The organism is Stenotrophomonas maltophilia group sp. RY12688 (genome assembly GCF_052149045.1).
Lineage (GTDB): Bacteria > Pseudomonadota > Gammaproteobacteria > Xanthomonadales > Xanthomonadaceae > Stenotrophomonas > Stenotrophomonas sepilia.
Map to the genome: position 1 here is coordinate 614,948 of NZ_CP197389.1, position 26,085 is coordinate 641,032.

At 67.2% G+C, this 26,085-nt stretch carries 21 protein-coding genes; 14 read left to right on the plus strand and 7 right to left on the minus strand.

What is annotated here, in order from left to right:
- A complete protein-coding gene (locus tag ACS0OT_RS02770) occupies window positions 1–366 on the minus strand; it encodes a hypothetical protein (RefSeq protein WP_049414538.1) in 366 nt (121 codons plus the stop codon).
- 459 nt (window positions 367–825) lie between these two features.
- Between ACS0OT_RS02770 and ACS0OT_RS02775 the strand changes: the two genes are divergently transcribed.
- The 8 genes from ACS0OT_RS02775 (at window position 826) to ACS0OT_RS02810 (ending at window position 14,501) form a co-directional block, all read left to right on the plus strand.
- Window positions 826–1,365 carry a fimbrial protein gene (locus ACS0OT_RS02775; protein WP_005415238.1) on the plus strand — a complete coding sequence of 180 codons (540 nt, stop codon included), beginning with the start codon at window positions 826–828 and terminating at the stop codon, window positions 1,363–1,365.
- 85 nt (window positions 1,366–1,450) lie between these two features.
- Complete coding sequence (locus tag ACS0OT_RS02780; RefSeq protein ID WP_065186240.1) at window positions 1,451–2,179, plus strand: fimbrial biogenesis chaperone; 729 nt, start codon at window positions 1,451–1,453, stop codon at window positions 2,177–2,179.
- Between the two features lie 92 nt (window positions 2,180–2,271).
- The gene (locus ACS0OT_RS02785; RefSeq protein WP_139728061.1) at window positions 2,272–4,836 is read left to right on the plus strand and encodes a fimbria/pilus outer membrane usher protein; all 2,565 of its coding nucleotides are present in this window, start codon (window positions 2,272–2,274) and stop codon (window positions 4,834–4,836) included.
- Window positions 4,827–5,861 (plus strand): fimbrial protein, encoded by a 1,035-nt coding sequence (locus ACS0OT_RS02790; RefSeq protein ID WP_111128421.1) that lies wholly within the window; start codon window positions 4,827–4,829, stop codon window positions 5,859–5,861. The genes ACS0OT_RS02785 and ACS0OT_RS02790 overlap by 10 nt, the downstream gene beginning before the upstream one ends.
- A gap of 266 nt (window positions 5,862–6,127) precedes the next feature.
- Window positions 6,128–7,312, plus strand: a complete 1,185-nt coding sequence (gene wecB, locus ACS0OT_RS02795) for a non-hydrolyzing UDP-N-acetylglucosamine 2-epimerase (RefSeq protein WP_164092966.1) — start codon at window positions 6,128–6,130, stop codon at window positions 7,310–7,312.
- Window positions 7,309–9,510, plus strand: coding sequence for a hypothetical protein (locus ACS0OT_RS02800; RefSeq protein ID WP_329889550.1), 2,202 nt, complete (start codon window positions 7,309–7,311; stop codon window positions 9,508–9,510). Before wecB ends, ACS0OT_RS02800 begins: the two co-directional genes overlap by 4 nt.
- 6 nt (window positions 9,511–9,516) lie before the next feature.
- A complete protein-coding gene (locus tag ACS0OT_RS02805; protein WP_188239234.1) occupies window positions 9,517–11,664 on the plus strand; it encodes a glycosyl transferase family protein in 2,148 nt (715 codons plus the stop codon).
- Entirely contained in the window at window positions 11,661–14,501 is a 2,841-nt protein-coding gene (locus ACS0OT_RS02810; RefSeq protein ID WP_442256029.1) for an NfrA family protein, read from the plus strand. Before ACS0OT_RS02805 ends, ACS0OT_RS02810 begins: the two co-directional genes overlap by 4 nt.
- Here the strand turns inward: ACS0OT_RS02810 and ACS0OT_RS02815 are convergent.
- The 3 genes from ACS0OT_RS02815 to ettA form a co-directional block, all read right to left on the minus strand.
- Entirely contained in the window at window positions 14,495–15,499 is a 1,005-nt protein-coding gene (locus tag ACS0OT_RS02815; protein ID WP_065186771.1) for a DUF4434 domain-containing protein, read from the minus strand. The two genes, ACS0OT_RS02810 and ACS0OT_RS02815, sit on opposite strands and share 7 nt — an antisense overlap.
- 83 nt (window positions 15,500–15,582) lie before the next feature.
- On the minus strand, window positions 15,583–16,899 hold the full coding sequence (locus ACS0OT_RS02820; RefSeq protein ID WP_005415248.1) for an NCS2 family permease: 1,317 nt from the start codon (window positions 16,897–16,899) through the stop codon (window positions 15,583–15,585).
- A gap of 161 nt (window positions 16,900–17,060) precedes the next feature.
- On the minus strand, window positions 17,061–18,725 hold the full coding sequence (gene ettA, locus ACS0OT_RS02825) for an energy-dependent translational throttle protein EttA (protein ID WP_005415249.1): 1,665 nt from the start codon (window positions 18,723–18,725) through the stop codon (window positions 17,061–17,063).
- Window positions 18,726–18,977: 252 nt separating this feature from the next.
- Between ettA and ACS0OT_RS02830 the strand changes: the two genes are divergently transcribed.
- From ACS0OT_RS02830 to ribD, 6 genes are all read left to right on the plus strand, one after another.
- On the plus strand, window positions 18,978–19,445 hold the full coding sequence (locus ACS0OT_RS02830; protein ID WP_032953924.1) for an RcnB family protein: 468 nt from the start codon (window positions 18,978–18,980) through the stop codon (window positions 19,443–19,445).
- Between the two features lie 186 nt (window positions 19,446–19,631).
- Window positions 19,632–20,885 (plus strand): serine hydroxymethyltransferase, encoded by a 1,254-nt coding sequence (glyA, locus tag ACS0OT_RS02835; protein ID WP_005415251.1) that lies wholly within the window; start codon window positions 19,632–19,634, stop codon window positions 20,883–20,885.
- Window positions 20,886–20,951: 66 nt separating this feature from the next.
- The gene (locus ACS0OT_RS02840) at window positions 20,952–21,371 is read left to right on the plus strand and encodes a hypothetical protein (protein WP_005415252.1); all 420 of its coding nucleotides are present in this window, start codon (window positions 20,952–20,954) and stop codon (window positions 21,369–21,371) included.
- Window positions 21,372–21,398: 27 nt separating this feature from the next.
- Window positions 21,399–21,848, plus strand: coding sequence for a hypothetical protein (locus tag ACS0OT_RS02845; RefSeq protein WP_065178780.1), 450 nt, complete (start codon window positions 21,399–21,401; stop codon window positions 21,846–21,848).
- 145 nt (window positions 21,849–21,993) lie between these two features.
- A complete protein-coding gene (gene nrdR, locus ACS0OT_RS02850; RefSeq protein ID WP_005415256.1) occupies window positions 21,994–22,515 on the plus strand; it encodes a transcriptional regulator NrdR in 522 nt (173 codons plus the stop codon).
- Window positions 22,516–22,651: 136 nt separating this feature from the next.
- Window positions 22,652–23,737: a bifunctional diaminohydroxyphosphoribosylaminopyrimidine deaminase/5-amino-6-(5-phosphoribosylamino)uracil reductase RibD gene (ribD, locus tag ACS0OT_RS02855; RefSeq protein ID WP_111200859.1), complete on the plus strand. Its 1,086-nt coding sequence runs from the start codon at window positions 22,652–22,654 to the stop codon at window positions 23,735–23,737.
- 35 nt (window positions 23,738–23,772) lie between these two features.
- On the opposite strand, the gene ACS0OT_RS02860 is transcribed toward ribD, so the two are convergent.
- The 3 genes from ACS0OT_RS02860 to ACS0OT_RS02870 all read right to left on the minus strand — a co-directional run bounded on the left by ACS0OT_RS02860 (window position 23,773) and on the right by ACS0OT_RS02870 (window position 25,917).
- Window positions 23,773–24,147 carry a hypothetical protein gene (locus ACS0OT_RS02860; protein WP_072167922.1) on the minus strand — a complete coding sequence of 125 codons (375 nt, stop codon included), beginning with the start codon at window positions 24,145–24,147 and terminating at the stop codon, window positions 23,773–23,775.
- Between the two features lie 114 nt (window positions 24,148–24,261).
- On the minus strand, window positions 24,262–25,146 hold the full coding sequence (locus ACS0OT_RS02865; RefSeq protein ID WP_164092969.1) for a hypothetical protein: 885 nt from the start codon (window positions 25,144–25,146) through the stop codon (window positions 24,262–24,264).
- Between the two features lie 150 nt (window positions 25,147–25,296).
- Window positions 25,297–25,917, minus strand: a complete 621-nt coding sequence (locus tag ACS0OT_RS02870) for a hypothetical protein (RefSeq protein WP_072167834.1) — start codon at window positions 25,915–25,917, stop codon at window positions 25,297–25,299.
- Window positions 25,918–26,085: the final 168 nt, after the last annotated feature.

Sequence of the window (26,085 nt, forward strand, 5' to 3'; positions counted from 1 at the left end):
TTACAGGTAGTCGACCACCACCAGGTAGGCGCCCTGCAGCGGCTGCTGCTTCGAAGCCTGCACGCTGTAACGCTCGGAGAAGGCGATATCGCCGGCGCGCATCGCGCTGGCCGACACCGACAGCTTCTGGCCCTGGCGCTTGCCATCGCGCAGCGTCGCGGCCTGGCCATCGGCCAGTGCCGTCACTTCCACCGTCGAGCCCTTGGCCGACGGAGGGCAGGCCGCCAGGCTCAGCTCACCCTGGGACAGGTTCGTCGTGCAGCCCGGCTCGGCGATGCGGCCGCTGAAACGGATGCTGCCGCTGCTGGCCTGGGCCAGCGCACTGACGGACATCAGGGCCACACACAGCAGAATGGAATTCCTCATGACACGTTCTCTGGTTCGGTGTGTCCTAGTTAGCGACAGGTTCGATCCGCCTTTAATAGGACAAATCCGAATCTGCTAGGGCCATCACCAAGAAAGAGTGATGCGCATCAAATAAGGCGATTTCCGGCTGAAAAAGGCCTGTTTCCGCGCCTGCCGAACGCGCCTCTCAACGCGTCATCCACGGTCGGCCGCGACCTGGCGGCCCCGTCGTCAAATCTTTCACGCCTCCCAGGCGCAGATTCCGCCTATCACGTCACATTTAGAGCGTCAATGAATTGGCGTTCAGAAAAATAATGAGACTTTCATCACATTTGTGCATATACGTGCGTCACGGATTCAGGGGAAGGTATGTCCGAGTCCGGCCACAGGTGAGACGCAAGGATGGGTCTTGTTAGCCCGGCAGTGCTCCTTGCTTCCTCCTCTACTTCTCATCTCTTCAGTAGGGTTAGGTAAAAGCGAATGCACAAGATCAACCTCATTGCCGCTCTGATGCTGGCCGCCGCTCCGCTGGCCGCCAACGCCGCCGACGGCACCATCACCTTCAATGGCAAGGTGACCGACAAGACCTGCACCATCTCGACCCCGGGCGGCAAGGACTTCGCCGTGACCCTGCCGACCGTGTCGAAGAACACCCTGGCTACCGCCGGTGCCGTTGCGGGCCGTACCCCGTTCGCCATCAACCTGACCAAGTGCAGCGCCGGCAACGTCGCCACCTACTTCGAGCCGGGTTCGACCGTCGACTTCAACAGCGGCCGCCTGGTCAACCAGGCCTCGGCCAACGCTGCCACCAACGTGCAGCTGCAGCTGCTGGGCTCGAACAACCAGTTCCTCCCGATCAAGGCGGCTGGCGCTGGCCTGGCCCAGACCAACTCGCAGTGGGTCACCGTCGGCACCGACGGCTCGGCCGACCTGAACTACTACGCTGAGTACTACGCCACTGCCGCCGCCACCCCGGGCGACGTCACCAGCAGCGTCAAGTACACGATCATCTACAACTGATCGTAGCCGTACCCGCATTGGCCGGCGTACGCGCCGGCCAGTGCTCCGCGGCCCTTGGCCACACCCCTCGAGCGTAGTACTTCCGATGAAAGCACTCTTTCCCCGGGCGCTGCTGCTGGCAGCGTTCACGCTGCCCCTCTGCCAGAACGCACTGGCCGGCGTGGTGGTCAATGGCACGCGGGTGATCTACCCGGCACAGGCACGCGAAGTCACCGTGCAGGTCGACAACGTGGGCGACTCGCCCGCACTGGTCCAGGCCTGGATCGACAGTGGCGACGCCAACCAGACCGCCGATACCAGCGATGCTCCGTTCGTGCTGACGCCGCCGATCGCGCGCGTCGAGCCGGGCCGCAGCCAGGCGCTGCGCCTGATCTTCTCCGGCGCGCAGCTGCCGACCGATCACGAGACGGTGTTCTGGCTCAATGTGCTGGACGTACCGCCGTCGCCGGACAACGCCGACAGTGGTGACCAGAATTACCTGCAGGTTGCGTTCCGTTCGCGCCTGAAGCTTTTCTACCGGCCGCAGGGCCTGAAGGGCGTCGCCAACGACGCACCGGCAGCGCTGCGCTGGACCCGCAATGGCGACCGCCTGCGGGTGGAAAACCCGAGCCCCTTCCACGTCACTCTGGCCGAAGTGCATGCCGTGACCGGCAGCGGCGAAAAGGCCGTCGAGGACAAGGGCGCGATGGTCGCGCCGAAGCAGAGCCTGGAGTTCGCCGCGCCGGCGGGCACCAACCAGGTGCGCTTCATCACCATCAACGATTACGGCGGCCGGGTCGAGCACACCGTCCGCCTCGACAGCACCGGGAGCTGAACGCGCCGCGCCGGCCAAGGGCCTGCGCATCCCGCCACCGCCGCCGTGCGGCGAATTGAAGGAATGTCAGTGTGATCGGAAACAGATTGACATTGTCGATCCATCAGGCGCTTTGCCTGCTGGTTGTTGGCGCGGCCTGCCCAGGATGGGCGCTGGCTGCACCGGCCAATCTCGGCGAACAGGCGCTGATGGCGCAGAGTGGTGCGGCCAACGCGCGTGCACCGGAATCGGCCCAGTTCAATTCGAGCTTCCTGTCCGGCCAGGCCAAGCAGGTCGACCTGGCTGCCTTCAGCAACGGCAACCCGATGGTGGCCGGCAGTTACCGTGTCGATGTCTACGTCAACGGTGCCTGGCAGGGCCGTCGTGACCTGCAGTTCAAGGCCGATGCACAGGGCCGTGTCGACGCCTGCCTGCCGCTGCCGATGCTGGAAGAAATGGGCGTGGACAGCGAGGCCGTGCTGCTGCAGCAGGACCCGACGCTGCCGACCGACACGACCAGCTGCGTGCCGGTGCAGCAGCGCATGGCCAACGCCTATGGTGTCTACGACAGCGGCAACCTGCGCTACGACCTCAGCATCCCGCAGGTGTTCCTGCGCCGTGAGGCACGCGGCTACGTCAACCCGGCGCTGTGGGACCGCGGCATCAATGCCGGTTTCGTCGGCTACAGCTTCAATGCCATCGACAGCAACAGCCGTGTCGAAGGTGGCCAGCGCAACCGCAGTGCCTATCTCGGCCTCAATGCCGGCCTGAACCTGGGTGGCTGGCAGTTCCGCCACGACTCCAACCTGACCTGGTCCGAGGGTGACGGCCGCCATTGGCAGAGCATCGCCACCTACGCACAGCGCGGCATCCCGCAGGTGCGCGGCATGCTCACCATCGGTGAGGCCTACACCACCGGCGAGCTGTTCGACTCGATCGGCTACCGCGGTGCCAGCCTGGCCAGCGACGATCGCATGCTGCCCGATTCGCTGCGCGGTTACGCGCCGGTGGTGCGCGGCATCGCCGAGACCAACGCACGCATCGAAGTGCGCCAGAACCAGCAGCTGATCTACTCCTCCACCGTTTCGCCGGGCAACTTCGTCATCGATGACCTGTACCCGACCGGCTACGGCGGAGACCTGGAAGTGAGCGTGATCGAGGCCGATGGCCGCCGCCGCGAATTCAAGGTGCCGTTCGGCTCGGTGCCGCAGATGCTGCGCGAAGGCGTGTCGCGTTACTCGCTGACCGCCGGCCAAGTGCGCAACAAGCTGCTGGCCGACGAACCCTGGCTGGTGCAGGGCACCTACCAGCGCGGCATCGGCAACCAGCTGACCCTGTACGGCGGCAGCGCGCTGAGCGATGGCTACCTGTCGCTGCTGTACGGTGTCGGCCTGTCCACGCGGGTCGGTGCCTTCGCGGCAGACGTCACCCATGCACGCACCTCGTTCGACCACTACGGCAGCCACACCGGCGCCAGCGTGCGCTTGAGCTACAGCAACATGATCGGTGAGACCGGCACCAACCTGACCCTGGCCGCCTACCGTTACTCGACCGAAGGTTTCTACAGCCTGCAGGACGCGCTGTATGGCCGTGACTCGGACAAGCGCGGCATCGATCCGACCACCCGTGGTCGCCAGCGCAGCCAGTTCCAGGTGACCTTGAACCAGCCGCTGGGCCGTCGTGGCGGTGCGCTGTACGTGACCGGTTCGGTGCGTGACTTCTATGACCGCTCCGGCACCTCCAAGCAGTACCAGGTGGGCTACAACAACGCCTGGCGTTCGGTGAACTACGGCTTCTCGGCGCTGCGCACCGAAGAAGGCGTGCTCGGCCGTTCCGACACCCAGTACCTGCTGTCGATGAGCGTGCCGCTGGGCCGTGGTACCCACCCGGTGTCGTTCAGTGCCGATCTGGGCGTGCGCGACCGCGGTGGCTACGACAACAGCCGCGTCGGCATCACCGGTTCGGCCGGCGTCGACAACAACTTCAGCTACGGCGTGGCCCTGTCCGATTCCCGCGAGGGTGGCACCACGGCGGTCGGCAATGCCGAATACCGCAGCCGCTACTCCGCGTTGAATGCCACCTACAGCCACTCGCGTGATTTCCGTCAGGCCTCCGTCGGTGCCAACGGCAGCGTGGTGGTGCATCCGGGCGGCTTCACTTTCACCCCGCAGCGTGGCGACACCATGGTGCTGGTCGAGGCACCGGGCGCGCGCGATGCGATCGTCAGCAACGCCCCGGGCCTGCGCGTCGATGGCCGCGGCTACGCCGTGGTGCCGTACGTGTCGCCGTACCGCCTCAACACCGTCACCCTCGATCCGCAGGGCATGGCCCACGACGTCGAGCTGGAAAGCACCAGCCAGTCGATCGCACCGTTCGCCGGTGCCATCAGCTACCTGCGCTTCGATACCCGCAAGGGCAACGCGTTGCTGATCCAGGTACGCAACCCGGATGGCCGCAGCATGCCGTTCGGTGCACAGGTCAAGGATGAGCAGGGCCAGCCGGTCGGCATGGTCAGCCAGGGCGGCCGCCTGTACGTGCGCAGTGAAAACAACCAGGGCCGCCTGCTGGTGGAGTGGGGCGCCGGTGCCGACCAGCGCTGCACCATCGATTACCAGGTTCCGGCGGGCGCCGATGCGTCCAAGACCGGCTTCATTCCGCTGGAGGCAGCATGCCGATGATTTCTTCCCGTGGCCGCAAGGCGCTGACGGCCCTTGTACTGCTGGGTGGCGCACTGCTGGCACAGCAGGCCAGCGCGTCGTGCCGCATCCAGTCCAGCTGGTTCACCGCGCAGGACGTGACCATGGACATGGGCCAGATCGTGATCCTGCCCAGCACGCCGGTCGGTGGCGTGATCAAGGAGATCAGCGAACCGATCAACCAGCAGAACAGCGTGGCACGCTGCGACTGGTCCGGTGGCCGTTCCATCGGCGAGTACGTCAACGCCGCGCAGAAGCGTCCGGTGGCCGGCTTCTCGAACGTCTATGAAACCGATGTGGCGGGCGTGGGCATCCGCCTGTACCGCGACTCCGGCGCGATCCAGACCTACTATCCGCACACCATCAACTTCGCCAGCAACAGCACCATCTCGCTGGTCGGAGGCACGTTCCGCATCCAGCTGATCAAGACTGCGGCACAGACAGGCTCGGGCGTGATCGCGCCGAACGGCCGCTTCACCACGTACTACTTCGACGGTGATGGCCCCGGTCGCCCGGTGTTGACCTCCACCTTCAAGGGCTCGGGCACCACCGTGGTCAGCCCGACCTGCGAAGTGCAGGCCGGCAGCCGCAACATCGCCGTCGACTTCGGCAGCGTGCCCAACACCACCTTCACCGGTGTCGGTTCGCGCGCGGTCGATCGTGATTTCGAGATCCGCCTGAACTGCCAGGGCAGCAATGTTGCCGCCTACCAGAGCAAGATCGGCATCCGCCTCGATGCCGACCAGGACAGCTCGAACATGCCGGGTGTGCTGAAGCTCAGCGCAGCCAGCAACAGCGCCACCCGCATCGGCATCCAGATGGTCCAGCGCGTTGGCACCACCGAGCGCGAAGTGCGCTTCGGCCAGACCATCAACGTCGGCACCACCGCGCCGGGGACCAGCGTCATGGCGCTGCCGCTGCGCGCGCGCTATGTGCAGACCCAGGCCGGTACGGTGGGTGCGGGTGTCGCGAACGGCCAGGCCACCTTCACCATCCAGTACGAGTAAGGCCGCCCGGGCGGCTGTCCCTGCTGCGTTCCGCCGCAACGTCGCCCGTCCCACGGGCGGCGTTGACTGCGTGTTGATCTTCCAACGATGAAGATCAGTGCCACGACGCACGTACCATCAATCTAATGTGATGGACGTCGCGAATTTGGAGTTTCCTCATGAGGTGACCGTCTCCTGCCTGCGGGCATTGGGCGGGAACGCCGAAAGGATCCAGACGTGGCTACAGCTACTGGCATTCTCCAGTACGGTCCTTCCGGAGCACCCCGGTGAAGGTCCTGTCGGTGTTCGGCACCCGACCGGAAGCGATCAAGATGGGGCCGCTGGTGCGCGCCCTGGCCGAGGCTGCGGACATCGAATCGGTGGTCTGCATCACCGGCCAGCACCGGGCGATGCTCGACCAGGTGATGTCGCTGTTCGAGATCACCGCCGACCATGACCTGGATGTCATGGTGCCCAACCAGACCCTCAATGGCCTGTGCTCCAGGCTGTTCGAGCGGCTTGACGTGCTCTACACGCAGGTCCGCCCGGATCGCGTGCTGGTGCACGGCGATACCACCACGGCGATGACCGCCGCCCTGGCCGCGTTCCACCACCGCATTCCGATCGGCCATGTCGAGGCCGGCCTGCGCACCGGCGACATCAACCGGCCATGGCCGGAGGAGATGAACCGGCGGGTGATCGACGTGGTCGGTCATCAGCTGTATGCACCCACTCCCGGCTCGCGCGCCAACCTGGCTCGTGAGCATCTGGGCGGTCAGATCCTGGTCACCGGCAACACCGTCATCGATGCCCTGCAGCAGACCGTGCAGCGCCTGGATGTCGATCCGGCACTGCGTGCCCAGGCTGACGAACCCTTCCACATGCTCGCCCCCGGGCGCCGCCTGCTGCTGGTCACCGGCCATCGCCGCGAGAGCTTCGGCCAGGGCTTCGAGGACATCTGCCGTGCGCTGGCCGAACTGGCCCAGCGGCCGGATCTGCAGGTGCTGTACCCGGTGCACCTCAATCCGAACGTGCAGGCACCGGTCAACGCACACCTGGGCAACCTCGACAACGTGCACCTGGTGCCGCCGCAGGACTACCTGCGCTTCGTGCGCCTGATGCAGCGCGCCGACGTCATCCTCACCGACTCCGGTGGCGTGCAGGAAGAAGCGCCGGCATTGGCCAAGCCGGTGCTGGTGATGCGCGACGTCACCGAGCGCCCGGAGGCGGTCGAGGCCGGTGTGGTGACGCTGGTCGGGACCACGCCCCCGCGCATCGTCGAGGGGGTCAATGCGGCCCTGGCACAGCCACCGCAGCCGACCCGTTTCGACCCCGATGGCAGTCCCTATGGCGACGGCCGCGCCAGCGCCCGCATCGTCGCCGCCTTGCGTGGCGCCCCGCTTCCCGAATTCTCGCCCGGTCTCCGCAGCGGCGGTGCCGCCTACCACCCTCTCCATGAAGTGACGCCATGAGCCACACCGGCCGCTGTCCCCTGTTTGTTTCCGCCGCCGCGTTCGTCCTGTCGTGCGCGGTTGGCAGTGCCCACGCCGCCGACAGCGTCGCCGGCCAGTTCGCAGAATGGAGCGGCGACAGCACGGTGAGCCGGCAGATGACCCTGCGCGAACTCGGCTTCCGCCAACCGCTGGTACTCAGTGGGCAGGAGAGCCAGCGCGAGGTCTACCTGCCGGTGCCGGCCGGCGTTGCCACCCGCGATGCGCAGCTGCAGCTCGATGGGCGCTATGTGCGTGGCCACGCCGGGCGCACTTCAGGCCTGTGGTCGGTGGATGGCGATCCGGTCGCCGCGCGTTCGATCACCGATGCCCAGGGCGATGCCAGCCAGCTGCTGGCCATCGATGGCGAACCCCGCCAGAACGGCTTCGTGCGGGTCGGTGTCGGCTGGTGGTCGATCGTGTCCGACTATCAATGTGCCGACCAGAGCGCGCCGGCCAATGTGCTGCGGTTGTCGCCGGATTCGCGCTTCAGCTACCGCTTCGATGGGCGTGCCGTGGATACCGTCGCCAAGGCCTGGGGCGCGCTGCCACCGCGGGTGCGCCTGCTGGTGGAGGGCAAGGCGCTGCAGGCGCCAACCTATGATGCCGCCTGGCGCATTGGTACCGCGTTGCAGGCCGGCGGCAAGCAGGTGCAGGTGGTGGCGCTGCCCAAGGTCGGCGACAGCGTCGACCTGGCCGGCATCAGCGTCCCGGCCAGCCTGCAGGGCGTGCCGGCCTATGCAGCGCTGGCTACGGGCGAACGCGTGCACGCGATCAAGGATCTGGCCGAAGTGGGGGCGCTGCTGTCGTTGCGTGACAGCGGGCCGCTTGCCGCCGATGTGATGATCGGCAGCGAGGCATTGCGCGCCGGCGTACGCGCGGCGCTGGATGCGCTGGCCGCACAGGTCGGCGCGGCGGGCACCGATGCGGGCGCAGCGTTTGCTGCGTGGCGCGGTACTGACATGAGCGGCCTGGAGAAGCCCGCCGCCAACGCTTCGGTCAGCGTGGTGGCCGTTGCGGGCCGTCCGACGCTGGTGGTCGACCCGGCGGCAGCGGGCAAGGTGGCCGGACTGTTCGCCGAACAGTGGCGCAGCTATGCGCTGGGCCGCAGCCTGCAGGTCAGCGCAGCAGGAACGCCCAAACTGGACGGTGACCAGGTACTGCTGAGCCGGCTCGGAAACATCGCCGGAACCATGGATGTGGTGACCCGCGCCGACCGCAGCGCCAGCTTCGATCTGGGCACGCTGTCGGCCGATGGCCGCCTGCCCGAGCAAGTGGTGATCGATGTCTCGGCGGCCCCCAATGCGGCGGGTCAGGGCGCGGTGGCCACGATCTACCTCAACGACTACCTGCTGGGCGGCAAGGTGCTGTCGGCCAACGGCCAACCGCAACGGCTGGTGGCCAAGGTACCGGCCTACGCGCTGTCGGCGCGCAACGAGATCCGTGTCAGCTTCCTGCGCCAACCGGCACGCCCCTACTGCCACGATCCGGCGACCGGCTATCCAGTCTCGATCCTGCCCAGCAGCCACCTGACCCTGGCCAGGCGCTCGCTGGGCAGTGATTTCGTCGGTGCCAGCAGCCAGCTGTCACGCGGCAACCAGGTGTTCGTGCCCGGCGCCTGGCTGCAGGATGCACCGGCCTCGCTGGGCAAGGTCATCGCGGTGGCCAGTGCAGTGGGCGCCTCGCCGGAGGCGTCGGAACTGAAGGTGGTCGATGCCGGTGCCGCGGTCAGCCCGGGCGCGCCATGGCTGGCCTTCGGCGTTGCACCGGCCGGTGTCGATGTGGCCGGCCAGAAGGACGGCCACCTGCGGGTCGGTGGCACGTCGCAACCGCTGCTGGATGTCAGCGGCCTGGATCACGCCGCAGTGGTGCAGGTGGGATCGTCCGGCGGCCAGTTGGGCGTTCTCTACAGCGACCTCGGTGCACAGGCACCGTCGTTCAGCGCACCGTTCCGGTTGCTGCGCGGCGATCTTGCCGTGCTTGACGGCACTGATGTCGTGCGCGAATTCGACCGCAAGGATCCCTATGGCACGCGCCTCGCGCACGATGGCAATCCGCAATCGAAGTGGGAACGGCACATGGTCTGGTTGCTGCTGCTGGTCGGCGTGATCGTATTCGCGCTGCTGGCCGCCCGCGTCACCCAGGTGCGCCGCCGCAAGTCCGCCAACGCAGGACATTGATCCACCGTGGACGGTCTGTTCTGGAACATCCAGCTGGCCAACTACTACGCCGCCCTCGAAACCACGGCGGCGGCGGTGGCCGTGCTGATCCTGATCTCCAGCCTCGATGATCTGTTCATCGATGTCTGGTACTGGGTGCGCGAGAGCTGGCGCGCGCTGACCGTCAAGCGCCGCGACGCGTACCGGCCGCTGACCCAGGAAGACCTGCTGCAGCGGCCGGAACAGCCGCTGGCGATCATGGTGCCGGCGTGGATGGAGTACGACGTCATCGCGCAGATGGTCGAGAACATGATCAACGTGCTCGACTACCGCGAGTACGTCGTGTTCGTCGGCACCTATCCCAACGACCAGCAGACCATCGACGAAGTCGAGCGCATGCGCCGTCGCTACAAGCGCCTGCGTCGCGTGGAGGTGCCGCATGACGGACCGACCAGCAAGGCCGACTGCCTGAACTGGCTGATCCTGGCGATCTTCGACTACGAGAAGCGCCACGACATCAAGTTCGCCGGGGTGATCCTGCACGACAGCGAAGACGTGCTGCACCCGATGGAACTGCGCTTCTACAACTACCTGCTGCCGCGCAAGGACATGATCCAGCTGCCGGTCACCTCGCTGGACCGCGAATGGTACGAACTGGTGGCCGGTGTCTACATGGACGAGTTCGCCGAATGGCACGCCAAGGACCTGGTGGTGCGCGAGAGCGTGTCCGGCATGGTGCCGTCGGCCGGCGTCGGCACCTGCTTTTCGCGGCGTGCGCTGCTGGCGTTGAGCGCGCAGACCGACAACCAGCCTTTCAACACCGACAGCCTCACCGAAGATTACGACGTCGGTGCGCGGCTGGCAGCCATGGGCATGCAGTCGATCTTCGCCCGCTTCCCGGTGCAGTTCCGCGTGCGCCGGCCGTCTTGGTTCGGCTGGGGGCCGGTGCGCGAGCGCACCCAGCAGATGGCACTGTGCGTGCGTGAGTACTTCCCCGACAACTTCCGCGCCTCGTACCGGCAGAAGGCGCGCTGGGTGCTGGGCATCGGCCTGCAGAGCTGGGAGTCGCTGGGCTGGCGCGGTTCGCTGGCTACCAAGTACCTGTTGGCGCGCGATCGCAAGGGCATCATCACCTCGTTCGTCAGCATCATCGCCTACCTCATCTTCCTGCAGTTGCTGCTGTTCTGGCTGTTGAAGGCGACCGGGGTGTGGACGATGCAGTTCCCCAGCGTGTTCCAGGCCGGTACCTGGCAGATGAATGTCGCGCTGCTGACCACGGCGGCGCTGGCGACCCGCGTCGTGCAGCGCTTCTACTTCGTCAACCGCTTGTACGGCTGGGAGCATGCGCTGATGTCGATCCCGCGCATGGTGGTCGGCAACATGATCAACTTCATGGCCACCGCCCGCGCATGGAAGGTGTTCCTGGCCTACCTGCTGTTCGGCAAGCGCATGGTCTGGGACAAGACCATGCACGACTTCCCCGATGCGGCACAGCTGGTGCAGACCCGCAAGCAGCTCGGTGAGCTGTTGACCACCTGGCAGGCGGTGGAACCGGAGCGGCTGCAGCAGGCGCTGGCGCAGCAGCATGCCGGCCGGCGGCAGCCGCTGGGCCGCATCCTGCTAACCCAGGGCTGGCTGGATGATGAAACCCTGGCCGAAGCCATCGCCTTCCAGGGCGACCTGCCGCGTGCGGTCATCGACGTCGACTACCTGCGCGCGGGCTCATTCCCGGTCAGCGCCGATGCCTGCGTGCAGTGGCGCATGCTGCCGCTACCGCCGCGGCAGCAGCAGACACTGCGGCTGGCCGTGGCCAGCCCATTGCCCGAAGACGCGCTGGCATTGCTGAAGCAGGAAACCCGCAGCGCACACATCGAACAGAGCATCGCCCGCGAAAGCGAAATCAACGCTGGCCTGCGCCTGATCGGCGGCGACCAGCACTGGCAGCTGGACAACGTGCCCTTGCTGGGCGACCTGCTGGTGGAGATGCGCCTGATCGACCACGCGCGCTTCGAGATCGCACTGGATGCGTACAAGCCGCAGCGCGATGGCCGCATTGGCGATTACCTGGTCAAGCAGGGCATCACTACCGAAGAGGCCGTGGCCCAGGCCATGCAGGAGCAGCGCCGGCGTGCGGCCGCGCTGCAGTCGCCGCCTCCCGGAGCCTTGCCCGCATGAAGACCACGCTGCTGTCCACCGTCATTGCCGTGGCACTGGCCACGGCCGCCGCGCCGGTGCTGGCGCAGGCCGATGCGCCGCTGCCGTTGTCCGGCGCTGCATACCGCATCGCCGAGCAGGCCTTCGCCGCTTACGAGCGCGGCGACTATCAAGCGGCTTACCAGCAGTCCAGCGAAGCTGTCCGGTTGCGCCCGGACGTGGTGCGGCTGCGCCTGCTGCAGATCTATGCGTTGCAGAAACTGGGCCGGTCGGCGGAGGCGCAGCAGCAGGCGCGCCGTGCACTGGATGCCGGGTTGAAGGATCCGGCCTTGCCGGCACTGGCCGCTGCCACCGCTGCGCGCAGCACGCCCCCGGATGCCAGGGGCGGGCGCGCCCCCTCCCCACCGCGCGCGGCCGGCAGCGGCGCAGACCGCGCCAGGCAGCAGGCCTACACGCTGGCCACCGAGGCCTATGCTGCCTATGACGCCGGGCGCATGCGGGAAGCAGCCAGCAAGGCCGAGCAGGCCTTCCGCCAGCAGCCGAAGCAGGGCGCCTGGGCGATGCTGTGGGTGGCGGCGCTGGAAGCACAGCAACAGGCCGAACTGGCCGACGCGGCCATCGGCACGGCGCTGCAGCTGGGCGCACCGAACGTCGAGGAACTGCACGCGCGGCGCGTGGCGCTGGCCCGCCAGCGCGCGCTGCTGCAGGCCCAGCAGGCCTACCAGTCGCTGTCCACGCAGAACGATGCGGCGGCCGTCGCGCAGGCGCGGGCCGCCGTCGAGCTTGCGCCGGATGTTGCTTCGTACCGGTTGCTGTTGATCACCGCGCAGCTGCAGCAGGGGCAGCTGGCCGACGCCGAGCGCAGCGCCGACCAGGCACTGCAGGCCGACGGCGGCGATCTCAATGCCCGGGTGATGCGCGGTTATCTGCGCCAGCGCCAGGGCAAGACCGTGCTTGCCAATGAGGACTTCGACACCGCGCTTGCCCTGCCGGGGTCCACAACGCAACAGCGCAACGTGCGCCTGCTGGCCGTGGATGCGGCATTGGCCGCTGGGGACCGCATACGTGCGGCTGCACTGCTGGCGCCGCTGCAGGCGGCGTTGCCCACGGATGTGGGCGATGCTCGCGCGCAGCAGTTGCTGCAGCAGGGCATCGAGCAGCGCGCCAGGGCGACCGGATCCAGTCGCGAGCGTCCGCGCATGAGTGCGCAGGCCTATCCGGCGCCGTTCCAGCATTGCCAGTCGGATGGCACCGGCAATGTCTGCGAGCTGATGCCGGCTGACCTGCAGGGCGACGGTGGTGCCGCACAGCGCGCATATGCAGCCTACGCGCGGCAGGACTTTGCCGAGGCCATCGGTGAGGCAAGGCAGGCCGTGCAACTCGCACCGGACGATGCAGACCTGCAAGGCCTGCTGACCACCACGCTGGCGGCAGGCAACCGCAGCCAGCAGGACGAAGCGCGGCTGCGCCTGGATGCGACGCTGGCACAACACCCTGATGACGCGGTGGCGCTGATGCAACGCGGCTACCTCAACCAGAAGGCCCGTGAACCGGCGCGCGCACTGGCCGACTTCCGTGCCGCCGAGGCCACCGGCAAGGCACCCAAGAGCGTGGTGATCGACCAGGCGTACGCGAGTGCGGCCAACGGAGATCATCCGCAGGCGGTGTCGCTGCTGCGCAGCGCCATTGATCGCGCCGACGCCGGTGAGCTGCCTCTGGATGCGCATCAGCGCTACAACGTGCGCAATGCCATCGCCAACTATTCGCGCGAGTGGGGCGTGATCGCCTCGGCCGGTTTCCGCGGCGCGCGCCAGGCCGCGACCAATGTCGGCGGCGCGGCGATCAGTACGTCGGGCGATTCGGTGTTCAGCACGCTGGAAGCGTTCTGGCGGCCCCCGGCGTTCAATGACCAGCATGGCACGCTGGAGCTGTACACCCGGCTGCTCAACACGCTGTACGACGAGGGCGGCACCTACGAATCGATCCGCGCAGTGGACCCGTGCACCGGCGAATCGACACCCGACGCACGTGCTCGCGCCGACCGTCTCAGCCGCTCGCGTTCCACCACCGGCTGGCCGTCCACCATCGCCTCGTTCGGCATGCGCTACGCCTTCGGCCAGACCGGCCTGAGCGCCGGCATCGAGCGCCGCCAGTTTCTCGGTAGCGCCACCCGCACGGGCGATGTCTATCCCGCGTCCGCGTCCGCGGCCGTGCAGTGCAGCCTGCAGCTGGCCCTGAACCCGCCACTGGAAGCCAGCACGCTGGCCCGCTACCGCCTGGCCAGCGGTTCCGGTGGCTGGATGTCCTACCTGACCTACGGCTATTACCACGGTACCGACCTGCGCACCGACGTGAACCAGTGGTGGATGGTCAGCGGCTACGCGCAGGGCGGTTACACGTGGGATGACAACAGCGCGCATTTCACGCTCGATGCACTCGATGCCAACGGCATGCCAGTGCGGCGGATCGGCGATGCCAGCGGGCGCCTGCATCGCGAACAGTGGTTCGCGGCCGGTGAACTGCGCGCCGGACGCAGCTTCCGCTTTGGCGCCGGGCAGACCCACTGGGTGGTCACGCCGTATCTGGTGGTGGGGGCGGACTGGCTGGACCAGCGCTCGCGCGTGCGCGACATCCGTTACCCGCTGTTCCCGTCGCAGTCGTTCGCGCTCAACGATACGCAGCGCAGCTGGTCACTTGGCGCGGGGCCGGGCCTGGGCGTGCGCTACTGGTTCCGCGAGGACCGCTACAACACGCCGCGTTCCTACCTCGACCTGACCGTGCAGTACCGCTTTGCGATCGGTGGCGGTGATACGCAGCGCGCCAAGGGCCTGTTCGCCACCGCCATCCTATATTACTGAGGCAACCCCCACCGCCGCCGCAGCGCCGCCGCCTGCGGCGTGTCCTGGGTCAGCCACGGCTCCAGCGCATAGACCAGCACGTGCTGTGCGCCGCTGTCGCGTGCCCACGCCAGCTGCCGTTGGATCCGCGCGGCATCGGCAGTCTCGCCCTTGAACCCGCTGCCATCAGCGGCGCTGCCGGGCAGTTCGCGGAACAGCTCGACGATCGCATCGAAGCCGATGTCGTGCGCGTGGAAGTGATCGAGCAACGGCTGAAGCTGCTGCACGTTGCCGGCGCCGGCAACGCCCACGCCGTCCTGCACCATCGGCCGCAGCGTGGCCTGTGCCAGCACTGCCTGCCACAGCGTGACCAGGTTGCCGTCGGTCTGCAGGCGGCTGAAGTAGCAGGAGATCGCGCAGTCACCGCCGCGCGCGCGGGCGGCGTCTGCCAGCCCGTGCAGCCATTGCGCCAGCCACTGCTGGCGTGCCGGATCGGCCCAGTGGTACTGCTCCAGCTCGTAGGGCAGGTACCAGCCCTCGAAGGCGGGTACCTGCGCCCAGGGCGCCTGTGCCAACCAGCGGCGTGCATGCTCCAGGCTGTCGGCAAGGAACGCCTGCAGCGTGGCATCGTCGGCCCCGATCGCCTGCCACCAGCGTCGCTGGAAGGGCAGTCCGACGCGGATGCGGATGTCGTTCTCGCTGGCGGCGCTGAACAGCTGCTGCAGGCTGCCGTCGGGCAGTGACCAGTCGCCGTCACTGCCGCCGACGATGCCGGTCCATTGCAGCACCAGCTGACGGCAGCCCAGCGTATGTGCAAGCTTCAACGAGCGCTGCCAGTCGGCCAGTCCCCACTGCAGGTGGCTGCGCCAGGGCTGCAGGAAGGTGCCGTCGACCTGCACCGGCAGCGAGCAGCCGGGCAGGGTGGCGAGCGTACCGGCCAACGGCGCCAGCACGGCCGCGCGCAGCAGGCGGCGGCGCAACGGCGAAGACGGATCTGCGGGAAGGACGGGCGCAACCATGCCCGCATCATCCCAGAGCACCGTGCGCAGCAGGTGAACCCAGCGACCGGTGGTGCTGGCCGCTGGCCGGCACCACCGTGTGCTTACTCCAACGCGTAGCGCAGGGTGAACAGCACCGCCACCAGCCATACCGCCGGATGCACTTCGCGCCAGCGGCCGGTGCCGGCCTTCAGTGCCGCATACGCGATGAAGCCAAACGCCAGGCCATTCGCGATGGAGTAGGTGAACGGCATCGCCAGCGCGCACAGTGCGGCCGGCACCGATTCGGTCAGGTCGCTCCAGTCCACTTCCACCAGTTCGCGCAGCATCAGGCCGGCAACGAACAGCAGCGCCGGTGCGGTGGCATAGCTGGGCACCATCGCCGCCAGCGGCGAGAACAGCAGCGCGGCCACGAACAGCGCCGATACGACCAGCGCAGTCAGGCCGGTACGGCCACCCACCTGCACGCCCGAGGCGCTTTCAGCGAAAGCGGTGGTGCTGCTGGTGCCGAGCACCGAACCGGCCACGATGGCGGTGCTGTCGGCCAGCAACGCGCGGCCGAAGCGCTTCTGCGCGCCCGGCAGCTTCAGCAGTCCGGCGCGACCGACCACGCCATACAGGGTGCCGGTGGCATCGAACACTTCCACCAGCACGAACACCAGCACTACCTGCAGCAACACCGCGATCGGCGCACCGCCGTCATGGTGCAGCAGGCCCGGCAGGTCCAGCTGCAGGAAGGTGGGGGCCAGGCTCGGCGGCAGCGAAACCAGGCCCTGGTACTGCACGTCGCCCAATGCCCAGCCCGCACCGGTCACCGCCAGGATGCCGATCAGGATCGCGCCGCGGATCCGGCGTGCTTCCAGCACTGCGATCAACAGGAAACCGGCCAGCGCCAGCAGTGGCGGCGCCGTGTTCAACGGGCCCAGCGCCACCAGCGTGTCTTCGTTGCCGACGATCACGCCGGATTTCTGCAGTGCGATGATCGCCAGGAACAGGCCGATGCCGGCCACGATCGCCGAGCGCAGCGACGAAGGAATGCCCGACACCAGCCATGCCCGCACACCGGTCAGCGACAGCACCAGGAACACCAGGCCGGAGATGAACACCGCCCCCAGCGCCTGCTGCCACGGCAGGCCGGCAGCGCCGACCACGGTGAACGCGAAGAACGCGTTCAGGCCCATCCCCGGTGCCATGCCGACCGGGAAGTTGGCCGCCAGCGCCATTACCGCCGAACCCAGCGCGGCGGCCAGGCAGGTGGCCACGAACACCGCACCCGCATCCATGCCGGTGGTGCCGAGGATCTCCGGGTTGACGAAGACGATGTAGGACATCGTCAGGAAGGTGGTGATGCCGGCCAGCAGCTCGGTACGCACGGTGGTGCCGTGCTGCTGCAGCTGGAACATGCGCTCGAACAGGGACATGGAGATTCTCGCGACTAAGGTGTCACGACCAACGGTCGTGACCTATCCGAATGCAGAACGTGGGTACCGACCGTTGGTCGGTACGCTTCAAAGCGTCACCACCAACGGTGGTGACCTACCGAAAGGAGAAAGGCCGCGCGAGCGCGGCCTTTCCGGTTGCCTTACTTCAGCGCCTTGAAGCGCAGGCGCTTCGGCGCAGCGTCATCGCCCATCCGACGCTTCTTGTCTTCCTCGTACTCGCGGTAGTTGCCCTGGAAGAACTCCACGTGCGAGTCGCCTTCGAAAGCGATGATGTGCGTGGCGATGCGGTCCAGGAACCAGCGGTCGTGCGAGATCACGAAGGTGTTGCCCGGGAACTCCAGCAGCGCGTCTTCCAGTGCACGCAGGGTTTCGATGTCCAGGTCGTTGGACGGTTCGTCGAGCAGCAGCACGTTGCCGCCCTGCAGCAGGGTCTTGGCCATGTGCAGGCGGCCACGCTCACCACCGGACAGCGAACCGACCATCTTCTGCTGGTCCTGGCCCTTGAAGTTGAAGCGGCCGATGTAGGCGCGCGACTGGATCTCGATGCCGTTGATGTTGAGGATGTCCAGGCCGCCGGCGATTTCCTGGAAGACGTTGTGGTTGCCTTCCAGCTTGTCGCGGCTCTGGTCCACGTAGGACAGCTGCACGGTCGGGCCGATCACGATCTCGCCCGAATCCGGCTTTTCCTGGCCGGTGATCATCTTGAACAGGGTCGACTTGCCGGCGCCGTTCGGGCCGATGATGCCGACGATCGCGCCCGGCGGAATCAGCATCGACAGGTTGTCGATCAGCAGGCGGTCGCCGAACTTCTTGGAGACGTTCTTGAACTCCATCACCATGTTGCCCAGGCGCTCGCCCGGCGGGATGAAGATTTCGTTGGTCTCGTTGCGCTTCTGGTAATCCTGCGACTGCAGCTCTTCCAGGCGGGCCAGACGGGCCTTGCCCTTGGAACGGCCGCCCTTGGCGTTCTGGCGCGACCACTCCAGTTCCTTCTGGATCGCCTTCTGGCGGGCCTTTTCCTGGTTCTCTTCCTGCTTCAGGCGCTCATCCTTCTGCACCAGCCATTCAGTGTAGTTGCCCTTCCACGGAATGCCGCGGCCGCGGTCCAGTTCCAGGATCCACTCGGCGGCGTTGTCCAGGAAGTAGCGATCATGGGTGACCGCCACCACGGTGCCGGTGTAGCGCGCCAGGAACTGTTCCAGCCATTCCACCGACTCGGCGTCGAGGTGGTTGGTCGGTTCGTCCAGCAGCAGCATGTCCGGCTTCTGCAGCAGCAGGCGGCACAGTGCCACGCGGCGCTTTTCACCGCCGGACAGGTTGGCGATCTTGGCATCCCACGGCGGCAGGCGCAGCGCATCGGCAGCCACGTCCAGCTGGTTTTCCAGGGTGTGCGCATCACCGGCGGCCAGGATCGCCTCCAGGCGCTCCTGCTCCTTGGCCAGCGCGTCGAAGTCGGCACCTTCCTCGGCGTAGGCGGCATACACCGCTTCCAGCGCAGCCTGCGCCTGCAGCACTTCGCCCACGCCTTCCTCGACCGACTCGCGCACGGTCTTGTTCGGGTCCAGTTCCGGTTCCTGGGCCAGGTAGCCTACCTTGATGCCCGGCTGCGGGCGGGCCTCGCCCTCGAAATCGGTGTCCACGCCGGCCATGATCTTCAGCACGGTGGACTTGCCGGCGCCGTTCAGGCCCAGCAGGCCGATCTTGGCACCCGGGAAGAAGGACAGCGAGATGTCCTTGATGATCTGCCGCTTGGGCGGGACCACCTTGGACACGCGGTTCATGGTGTAGATGTATTGCGAGGACATGAGGTCTCCGTAGGCGCGGCCCTGCGCCCGGCCCATCACGGGAACATCCCGTTGTGGCAGCGGGCACAGACTGGAAAGGAATACCGCCAATTATAGCCGGAACCGGTTCCGGGCCGCGCCGGGCAGGCGCCGTCGGGCTGGCCGTGGGCTGAATACTGCGTCACAGTCCTGCAGCGGGAAGCGTTTCCAGCCGGAAACGGTTCAGATCGGTTGCGCAATATGGGCTCACCACCACCCAAGCAGAGGTCTGACATGCGCATCAATCGAGTAATGGCCGGCGCCGTGGCCTCTGTGCTGGCGTTCGGCGCGGTGGCCCCGGCCTTTGCCGACAACGACCACCGTCGCGGCCATGACCGCCGCGAGTGGCGCGAGGACCGCCGCGAATGGCGACAGGACCGCCGTGACTGGGAACGCGACCGCCGCGAGGCACGCCGCGACTGGGAGCGCGACCGCCGCGACTGGCACCGCGATCACGACCGCTACTACCGCCCGGCCCCGCCGCCGCCGCGCGTGGTCTACGGCCCGGGCTACGGCTGGAAGGTCGGCCACCGCTACCGCGATTACTACCGCGGCCCGATCTATGTGGTGAACGACTACCCGCGCTACCACCTGCGCCGCCCGCCGTATGGGCACCACTGGATCCGCGACGACCGCGGCAACATGCTGCTGGTGGCGGTGGCGACCGGCATCATCGCCGACTACATCATCAACAGTCGCTGAGGATCGCGGCCGGGGTCGGATCCCTTTCCAACGGAAAGGGCCCTGATCCCACAACATCCCTGGAAACCATACGGGGCCGGATTCCTTCGGGAGTGCCGGCCCCGGCCTTTTCGGCCCCGGCAGGCCGGTGCGGGGCTACAATCAGGGGCTGAGCCGTACCCCTTTCCCTGCCTGCTGGAGTACCCGATGTTCCCGCGTGACGTCCGCATCGAAACCTACGATCCCGAACTGGCCAAGGCCATTGCCGCTGAGACCCAGCGCCAGGAAGACCACGTCGAGCTGATCGCCAGCGAGAACTACACCAGCCCGGCGGTGATGGAAGCCCAGGGCAGCCAGCTGACCAACAAGTACGCCGAAGGCTACCCGGGCAAGCGCTACTACGGTGGCTGCGAATACGTGGACATCGCCGAGCAGCTGGCGATCGACCGCCTCAAGCAGCTGTTCGGCGCGGACTACGCCAACGTGCAGCCGCACAGCGGCTCGCAGGCCAACCAGGCCGTGTACTTCGCCCTGCTGCAGCCGGGTGACACCATCCTCGGCATGAGCCTGGCCCACGGCGGCCACCTCACCCACGGTGCCAAGGTCAATGCCTCGGGCAAGCTGTTCAACGCCGTGCAGTACGGCGTCAACGACCAGGGCCTGATCGATTACGACGAAGTCGAGCGCCTGGCCCTGGAGCACAAGCCGAAGATGGTCGTCGCCGGCTTCTCGGCGTACTCGCAGGTGATCGACTGGGCGCGCTTCCGCGCCATCGCCGACAAGGTCGGTGCCTACCTGTTCGTGGACATGGCCCACGTGGCCGGCCTGGTCGCCGCTGGCGTCTACCCGAGCCCGCTGGAGCATGCCCACGTCGTTACCTCCACCACCCACAAGACCCTGCGCGGCCCGCGTGGCGGCATCATCATCGCCAAGGGCGCCGACGAAGACCTGGTCAAGAAGCTGCAGTCGATCGTGTTCCCGGGCATCCAGGGCGGTCCGCTGATGCACGTCATCGCCGGCAAGGCCGTGGCCTTCAAGGAAGCGCTGGAACCGGGCTTCAAGGCCTACCAGCAGCAGGTGGTGAAGAACGCCCAGGCGATGGCCAACACGCTGATCTCGCGCGGCTACAAGATCGTTTCCGGTGGCACCCAGAACCACCTGATGCTGGTCGACATGATCGGCAAGGACGTGTCCGGCAAGGATGCGGAAGCTGCGCTGGGCAAGGCTCACATCACCGTCAACAAGAACTCGGTGCCGAACGATCCGCGTTCTCCGTTCGTGACCTCGGGCCTGCGCCTGGGCACCCCGGCCGTGACCACCCGTGGCTACGTCGAGCAGGACTGCGTGGACCTGGCCAACTGGATCGCCGACGTGCTGGACGCGCCGAACGATGATGCCGTCATCGCCCGCGTGCGTGATGCCGTCAGCGCGCAGTGCCGCAAGTACCCGGTCTACGGCTGATCGCCGCCGGGGTCGGATCCCTTCCCGCAGGGAAGGGCTCTGACCCCGTCACCAGGAATCCCGCGCATGGATGAGCGCCGCCTCAAGTACCTGTATGCCGTCCTGGCGGTGGCATTTGGCCTGCCCAGCCTGGCAGTGGGCGGTGTCGCGGCGACGATGCTGCTGCTGACGGGGCTGGGCCAGTTCGGCCATGGCACGCTGGCCGCGGTGACGGTGATGCCGCTGTGGGGCCTGGCCGGCATTGCCGGCTGCCTGGCCTGGTTGTGGCTCAGCGCCGGGTATCTGCTGCAGGGGCGTGCCGGGCTGCAGGTGCATCGCCTCTGGTGGTGGATGCTGCTGGCCGGCGGTCTTGCCGCTGTGCCCCCGCTGGGGCTGGCGCTGTGGTGGAGCATCACGGTCCACGCCGAAGGCATCGCCCTGTTGCTGTTGGGCCCATCGATGCTGGTGCCGGCGGCGGTGCTGGTGTGGATCAAGCGCCGCGCATGACGTGGCCCATGGAAGGACATCGAACGCATGGATGAGCGCCTGCACAAGCGCGGGATGGCCATTGCCGGCCTGCTGGTGGGCCTGCCCACAGTGGCAGCAGGCGGTACGGGTGCCGTGCTGGGGCTGATGGTCGTATGGGACGGCAAGTACCTGACGGGCGACGAGCACACGCTGTTGCTGCTGTGGTCGTCGGCGGGAATCATCGGCCTGCTGTCGTGGTTGTGGCTGAGCGGGCTGTTCCTGTGGCGCGGTGTTGCCGGCCTGCGCCAATCACCGGTTGCCGCCTGGGCCGGCCTGGCGCTGGGCGTGCTGGCTGCGTTGGGCGTGATCGCCGCCGCGTTGTACTTCACCTTCAAGCACGGGGAGATCTCGACATTGGCCTTCCTCGGCTTTGGCCCACCGCTGTTGGTGATGGCCGGGCACCTGGCGTGGCTGCGCTGGTCACGCGTGGCATCGCCGCCGCCCGCACCGGGTTGAGCCGGACATCACGAACTCGCCGCACACCTCGGGTGGCCAGAATGCAGGCGCTTCCGCGCAGGCAGCATTTGCTGCGGCGCCCTTTCTCAGGTACCTTTGCGACGCTGCCATGATCGTGGCAATTGCTCCCTGAGCCAGGCGTTCCATGCATTGCCCCTTCTGCCAACATGCCGATACCCGGGTCATCGACTCGCGCGTCTCTGAAGACGGCGCGACGATTCGCCGTCGGCGGGAATGCGAAGCCTGCGGCGAGCGCTTCAGCACTCTGGAAACGGTCGAGCTGAAGCTGCCGGCCATCGTCAAGAGCGATGGCACCCGCGAAGCGTTCGACCAGCGCAAGGTCCGCGCGGGGTTCGACCGCGCGCTGCAGAAGCGCGCGGTGCCCGAAGACAAGATCGAAGCGGCGGTACGTGCGGTGGTGCACCAGCTGCGCATCAGCGGCGAGCGCGAAGTGCCCTCGATCAAGGTTGGCGAGTTCGTCATGAACGAACTGCGCAAGCTCGACCACGTGGGCTACGTGCGCTTCGCTTCGGTGTACCGCAGCTTCGAGGACGTGGCCGATTTCCGCGAGGAGATCGAGAAGCTCGAGCGCGACCTGCCGTCCAGCACCGAACAGCTGCAGCTGCTGGGCGATGTGATCGCCCTGACCAAGAAGAAGAAGGGCTGACCGACACCGCTGTGGTGGCACGGAGGCGCCCATGATCTGGTGGGTGCCAACCTTGGTTGGCACGGAGGTATCCATCCACGCATGGCGTGGATCTACCGATCGCGTGCATCCACACCGGCGGCGTTACCATGGTCGCATGACACCATCGTTCTCCGTCCTCGACCACCTGCACATGGCCAACGCGCTGCGCCTGGCCGAGCGCGCTGCCTATACCACCCGGCCCAACCCGATGGTCGGCTGCGTGATCGCCCACGGCGAACGCGTAGTAGGGCAGGGCTGGCACCAGCGCGCAGGCGGCCCGCATGCCGAGGTGTTCGCGCTGCGCGAAGCCGGCAGCGAGGCCCGCGGTGCGACCGCTTACGTCACCCTGGAGCCCTGCGCCCACTACGGGCGCACGCCGCCGTGCGCACTGGCGCTGATCGAAGCGGGTGTGACGCGCGTGGTGGCGGCGATGCGCGATCCGTTCCCGAAGGTTGATGGCGGTGGCTTCGATCTGCTGCGCAATGCGGGTATCGAGGTTGCCGAAGGACTGATGGCGGCGCCGGCGCGCGAGCTCAACAAGGGCTTCCTGTCACGCGTGGAGCGCAACCGCCCGTGGCTGCGGGTGAAGCTGGCCGCCAGCCTCGATGGCCGCACCGCGATGGCCGACGGCAGCTCCAAGTGGATCACCGGGCCGGCCGCGCGCGAGGACGTGCAGCACTGGCGCGCTCGCGCCGGTGCGATCCTGACTGGCGCCGACACGGTGCTGGCCGACGACCCGATGTTGACCGTGCGCCTGGCCGGTACCGAAGTGATGCTACCACTGCGCGTGGTGCTCGATTCGCGCCTGCGCTCGCTCGAATGCAGCCGTGTGCGCGAGGGCGGTGCGCCGACGCTGTACCTGCACGATGCGGCGGTGAGCGCACCGGATGCGGCCGACGCCGAATTTGCCAGCGTGCCCTGCGTTGAAGGGCGGCTGGACCTGGGCGCGGTGCTGGCGCTGCTGGCCGAGCGCGGCATCAACGAAGTGCATACCGAAGCCGGCGCGACGCTGGCCGGTGCGCTGCTGCGCGGTGGCTGGGTGGACGAACTGCTGCTCTACCAGGCCCCCACGTTGCTGGGCGACAACGGACGCCCGCTGCTGGCCGGCCTCGGCATCGATGCCATGGACCAGCAGCGCCGCCTGCACGTGGTTGACCAGCGCCGGGTCGGCGAGGACATCCGGCTGCTGTTGCGCCCGTGAGGCAATGGCGGGGCACTGGCCCCGCTCCGGCGCTGTCAGGTGCCCTCGTCCTCGTGGGCGGGGCACTGCTCTTTCCATTGCTGCTTCCACAGCACATGCAGGTCACGGCAGTAGGCACCGAGTGCTTCTCCCGTCAGTTGCGTTGACTTCCACCGCAGCCTGCGCCGGCTGATGCCCTGGTCGTACTCGTCCGGCAATACCGACGGTGCGCACTGATCGTGGTACTGCAGGAACGCGCGGCAATCGTCGTTCTCGCTCAGTTGCGCGTCGATGTCGCGGTCGCGCAGCTGGGTCGACTCGAAGGCAACCGAAGGTTGCACGTAGAAGGTCCTGGGTCTGGACGCTTCGGCCTGCCAGCACGCCATCAGCGCGACAAGCAGGACCGTGGTCGAGGTTATGCGGTGCTTCATGCTGTTGCCCTCGTGGAAGAGGGCAACAGCATTGATCACGCAGTGTGCGCAAGACCATGCAACGGTTCTGAAAGTGCCATTGATCCTGCTGCAGGCAACGGCGCTACATCGTGCTTATGTGCACTCGTCGGTCCACATCATCTCGGCGATCGGGCGCAGTGCCTTGCACTCCTGCGTCATCTCATCGGCCGACTTCACCTGTGCCTTGGCCTTCAGTTCCTCGGCCATCGCATCCACGCCGCTGATCTGGTCGGGTGCGATCTTCGCCACGCAGCTGCGGTGCTGCTGCAGCAGCAGGTCGCAGCCGGGTACGCCGGTCACCTTCGGTGCGCTGGCCGCCTGCACGTCCTGCATCCATTCCTCGAACGGTGCCAGCGCCCCGGTCACGGTGCCCACCAGATCATCGAAGTTGCCGCTGTACCAGTAGCCGTTGTCCTTGGCCGGGTACAGGGTGAAGGTGCCGCTGACCGGCACGCGCGCGCCGCTCTGCAGCGCCTGGGTGTAGGCGTCGGTGAACTGCTTGCGCGAGGCCGGGCTGGCGTCGGCGGCAAGGCTGGCGGCGAACAGCGGACGTACCTTGCCCAGGTCGGGCACCTGGCAGCTGAAGGTGATGCGCGCCAGCTTCTGGTCGTCCACGTATTCGTTGTCTTCAATCACGCTCGTGCTGGCGCGGCACTTCGAATCACGCAGGGCCTTGGCATACAGCGCTTCGCTGGTGGCCGCGTCGGCCTTGGCGCCGGTGCTGGCAAGCACGACCTGCCACGGTTCGGCCAGCGCCTTGGCCAATGCGCCCGGGTTCGGGGTTACCGCGTCCTGGCCGTCGAAGGCGGGCTTCAGCGCATCGTTGAGGGTGCGGGTCGCGGCGGCGTCGTCTTCCAGCAGGACGCGGGCATACAGATCGAAGGCCTGTTCGGGCGTCAGTGTGGCCGGGGCGGCGCTGGCCAGCAGCGGGGCAGCCAGCAGGGCGCTGGCCAGCAGGGTACGCAAGGGGGTCTTCATGACGGTGTTTCCTGTTCCAGAGGCGCGCAAGCCTAGCGCATCTTTGCGCAGGCCCGACGGCGCCCTGTGATCACGTGCCGGCGCGCGGGGCAAAAAAAACGGGCCCCTTGCGGGGCCCGTTCGATCGCACGACGAGGAGCGACCGTTGGATCAGAAGCTGGCGCGGACGCCGGCCGAGTACTGGGTGACGTCGCGGTAGCCGGAGATCTCGCCCACCAGACCCCAGGTCTTGGTGAAGTTGATCTGGCCGCCAACAGTGCCGACCCAGGTGCCCTTGTAGTTGTTGCCGCCATCCATGTAGCCGGCCTTGACCCAGGCTTCGGTCATGCGCGACGGCTTGCCGCGGATGCCCATGGTGACGCGGCCCAGATTGGTGTGGTCCTTGCCGTGGTAACGCACACCGTCATAACGCAGGGTCGATTCGGCGTTCTGGCGCACCCAGGCGGCATCGGCGGTGAAGTCCAGGCGGTCGGTCCACGGCATGTGGTAGCCGATACCCAGCTCCGGCTGGTTCAGTTCCAGCTTCAGCGAGTCTTCGCCGTAGTGGCGGGTCTTGCTGGTGCGCGACCAGCCACCGAACACGTAGACCTGCTCGGCCAGCGCGACCGAACCGCGCAGGTAGCCACCGTCGACCTTCGGGTCGTCCAGCAGGTTGTCGTCAACCTGGACCTGGGTCCAGCCGCCTTCAACGTAGGTGTAGCTCAGGGCCTCGGCCGAAGCCGAGAACGGGGCGGCGGCCAGCAGGGCGGCCACGATCAGGATCTTGCGCATGGAAATTCCTGTGAGTTTCATTCCATTGGCGGGCCTGCCCTCGCGGCTGCCCGTGGCGACCTCATGTCGTCCGCTGCGGATTTTAATGAAAGTTTTACAAAATGCGAGAGACGGCCGTCACAGGCTGGCCAGACGTGGTCGGGGTCAGAGCCCTTTCCTGCGGAAAGG

Excerpts from the sequence above, each read along its gene's own strand:
- ACS0OT_RS02770 (WP_049414538.1), bottom strand. The coding sequence starts at position 366 with ATGAGGAATTCCATTCTGCTGTGTGTGGCCCTGATGTCCGTCAGTGCG.
- ettA (WP_005415249.1), bottom strand. The coding sequence starts at position 18,725 with ATGTCCTCGCAATACATCTACACCATGAACCGCGTGTCCAAGGTGGTC.
- ribD (WP_111200859.1), top strand. The coding sequence starts at position 22,652 with ATGACACCATCGTTCTCCGTCCTCGACCACCTGCACATGGCCAACGCG.
- ACS0OT_RS02810 (WP_442256029.1), top strand. The coding sequence starts at position 11,661 with ATGAAGACCACGCTGCTGTCCACCGTCATTGCCGTGGCACTGGCCACG.
- ACS0OT_RS02845 (WP_065178780.1), top strand. The coding sequence starts at position 21,399 with ATGGATGAGCGCCTGCACAAGCGCGGGATGGCCATTGCCGGCCTGCTG.
- ACS0OT_RS02840 (WP_005415252.1), top strand. The coding sequence starts at position 20,952 with ATGGATGAGCGCCGCCTCAAGTACCTGTATGCCGTCCTGGCGGTGGCA.
- ACS0OT_RS02860 (WP_072167922.1), bottom strand. The coding sequence starts at position 24,147 with ATGAAGCACCGCATAACCTCGACCACGGTCCTGCTTGTCGCGCTGATG.
- ACS0OT_RS02830 (WP_032953924.1), top strand. The coding sequence starts at position 18,978 with ATGCGCATCAATCGAGTAATGGCCGGCGCCGTGGCCTCTGTGCTGGCG.
- ACS0OT_RS02780 (WP_065186240.1), top strand. The coding sequence starts at position 1,451 with ATGAAAGCACTCTTTCCCCGGGCGCTGCTGCTGGCAGCGTTCACGCTG.
- ACS0OT_RS02775 (WP_005415238.1), top strand. The coding sequence starts at position 826 with ATGCACAAGATCAACCTCATTGCCGCTCTGATGCTGGCCGCCGCTCCG.
- ACS0OT_RS02865 (WP_164092969.1), bottom strand. The coding sequence starts at position 25,146 with ATGAAGACCCCCTTGCGTACCCTGCTGGCCAGCGCCCTGCTGGCTGCC.
- glyA (WP_005415251.1), top strand. The coding sequence starts at position 19,632 with ATGTTCCCGCGTGACGTCCGCATCGAAACCTACGATCCCGAACTGGCC.
- ACS0OT_RS02790 (WP_111128421.1), top strand. The coding sequence starts at position 4,827 with ATGCCGATGATTTCTTCCCGTGGCCGCAAGGCGCTGACGGCCCTTGTA.
- ACS0OT_RS02870 (WP_072167834.1), bottom strand. The coding sequence starts at position 25,917 with ATGCGCAAGATCCTGATCGTGGCCGCCCTGCTGGCCGCCGCCCCGTTC.
- nrdR (WP_005415256.1), top strand. The coding sequence starts at position 21,994 with ATGCATTGCCCCTTCTGCCAACATGCCGATACCCGGGTCATCGACTCG.
- ACS0OT_RS02800 (WP_329889550.1), top strand. The coding sequence starts at position 7,309 with ATGAGCCACACCGGCCGCTGTCCCCTGTTTGTTTCCGCCGCCGCGTTC.
- ACS0OT_RS02820 (WP_005415248.1), bottom strand. The coding sequence starts at position 16,899 with ATGTCCCTGTTCGAGCGCATGTTCCAGCTGCAGCAGCACGGCACCACC.
- ACS0OT_RS02815 (WP_065186771.1), bottom strand. The coding sequence starts at position 15,499 with ATGGTTGCGCCCGTCCTTCCCGCAGATCCGTCTTCGCCGTTGCGCCGC.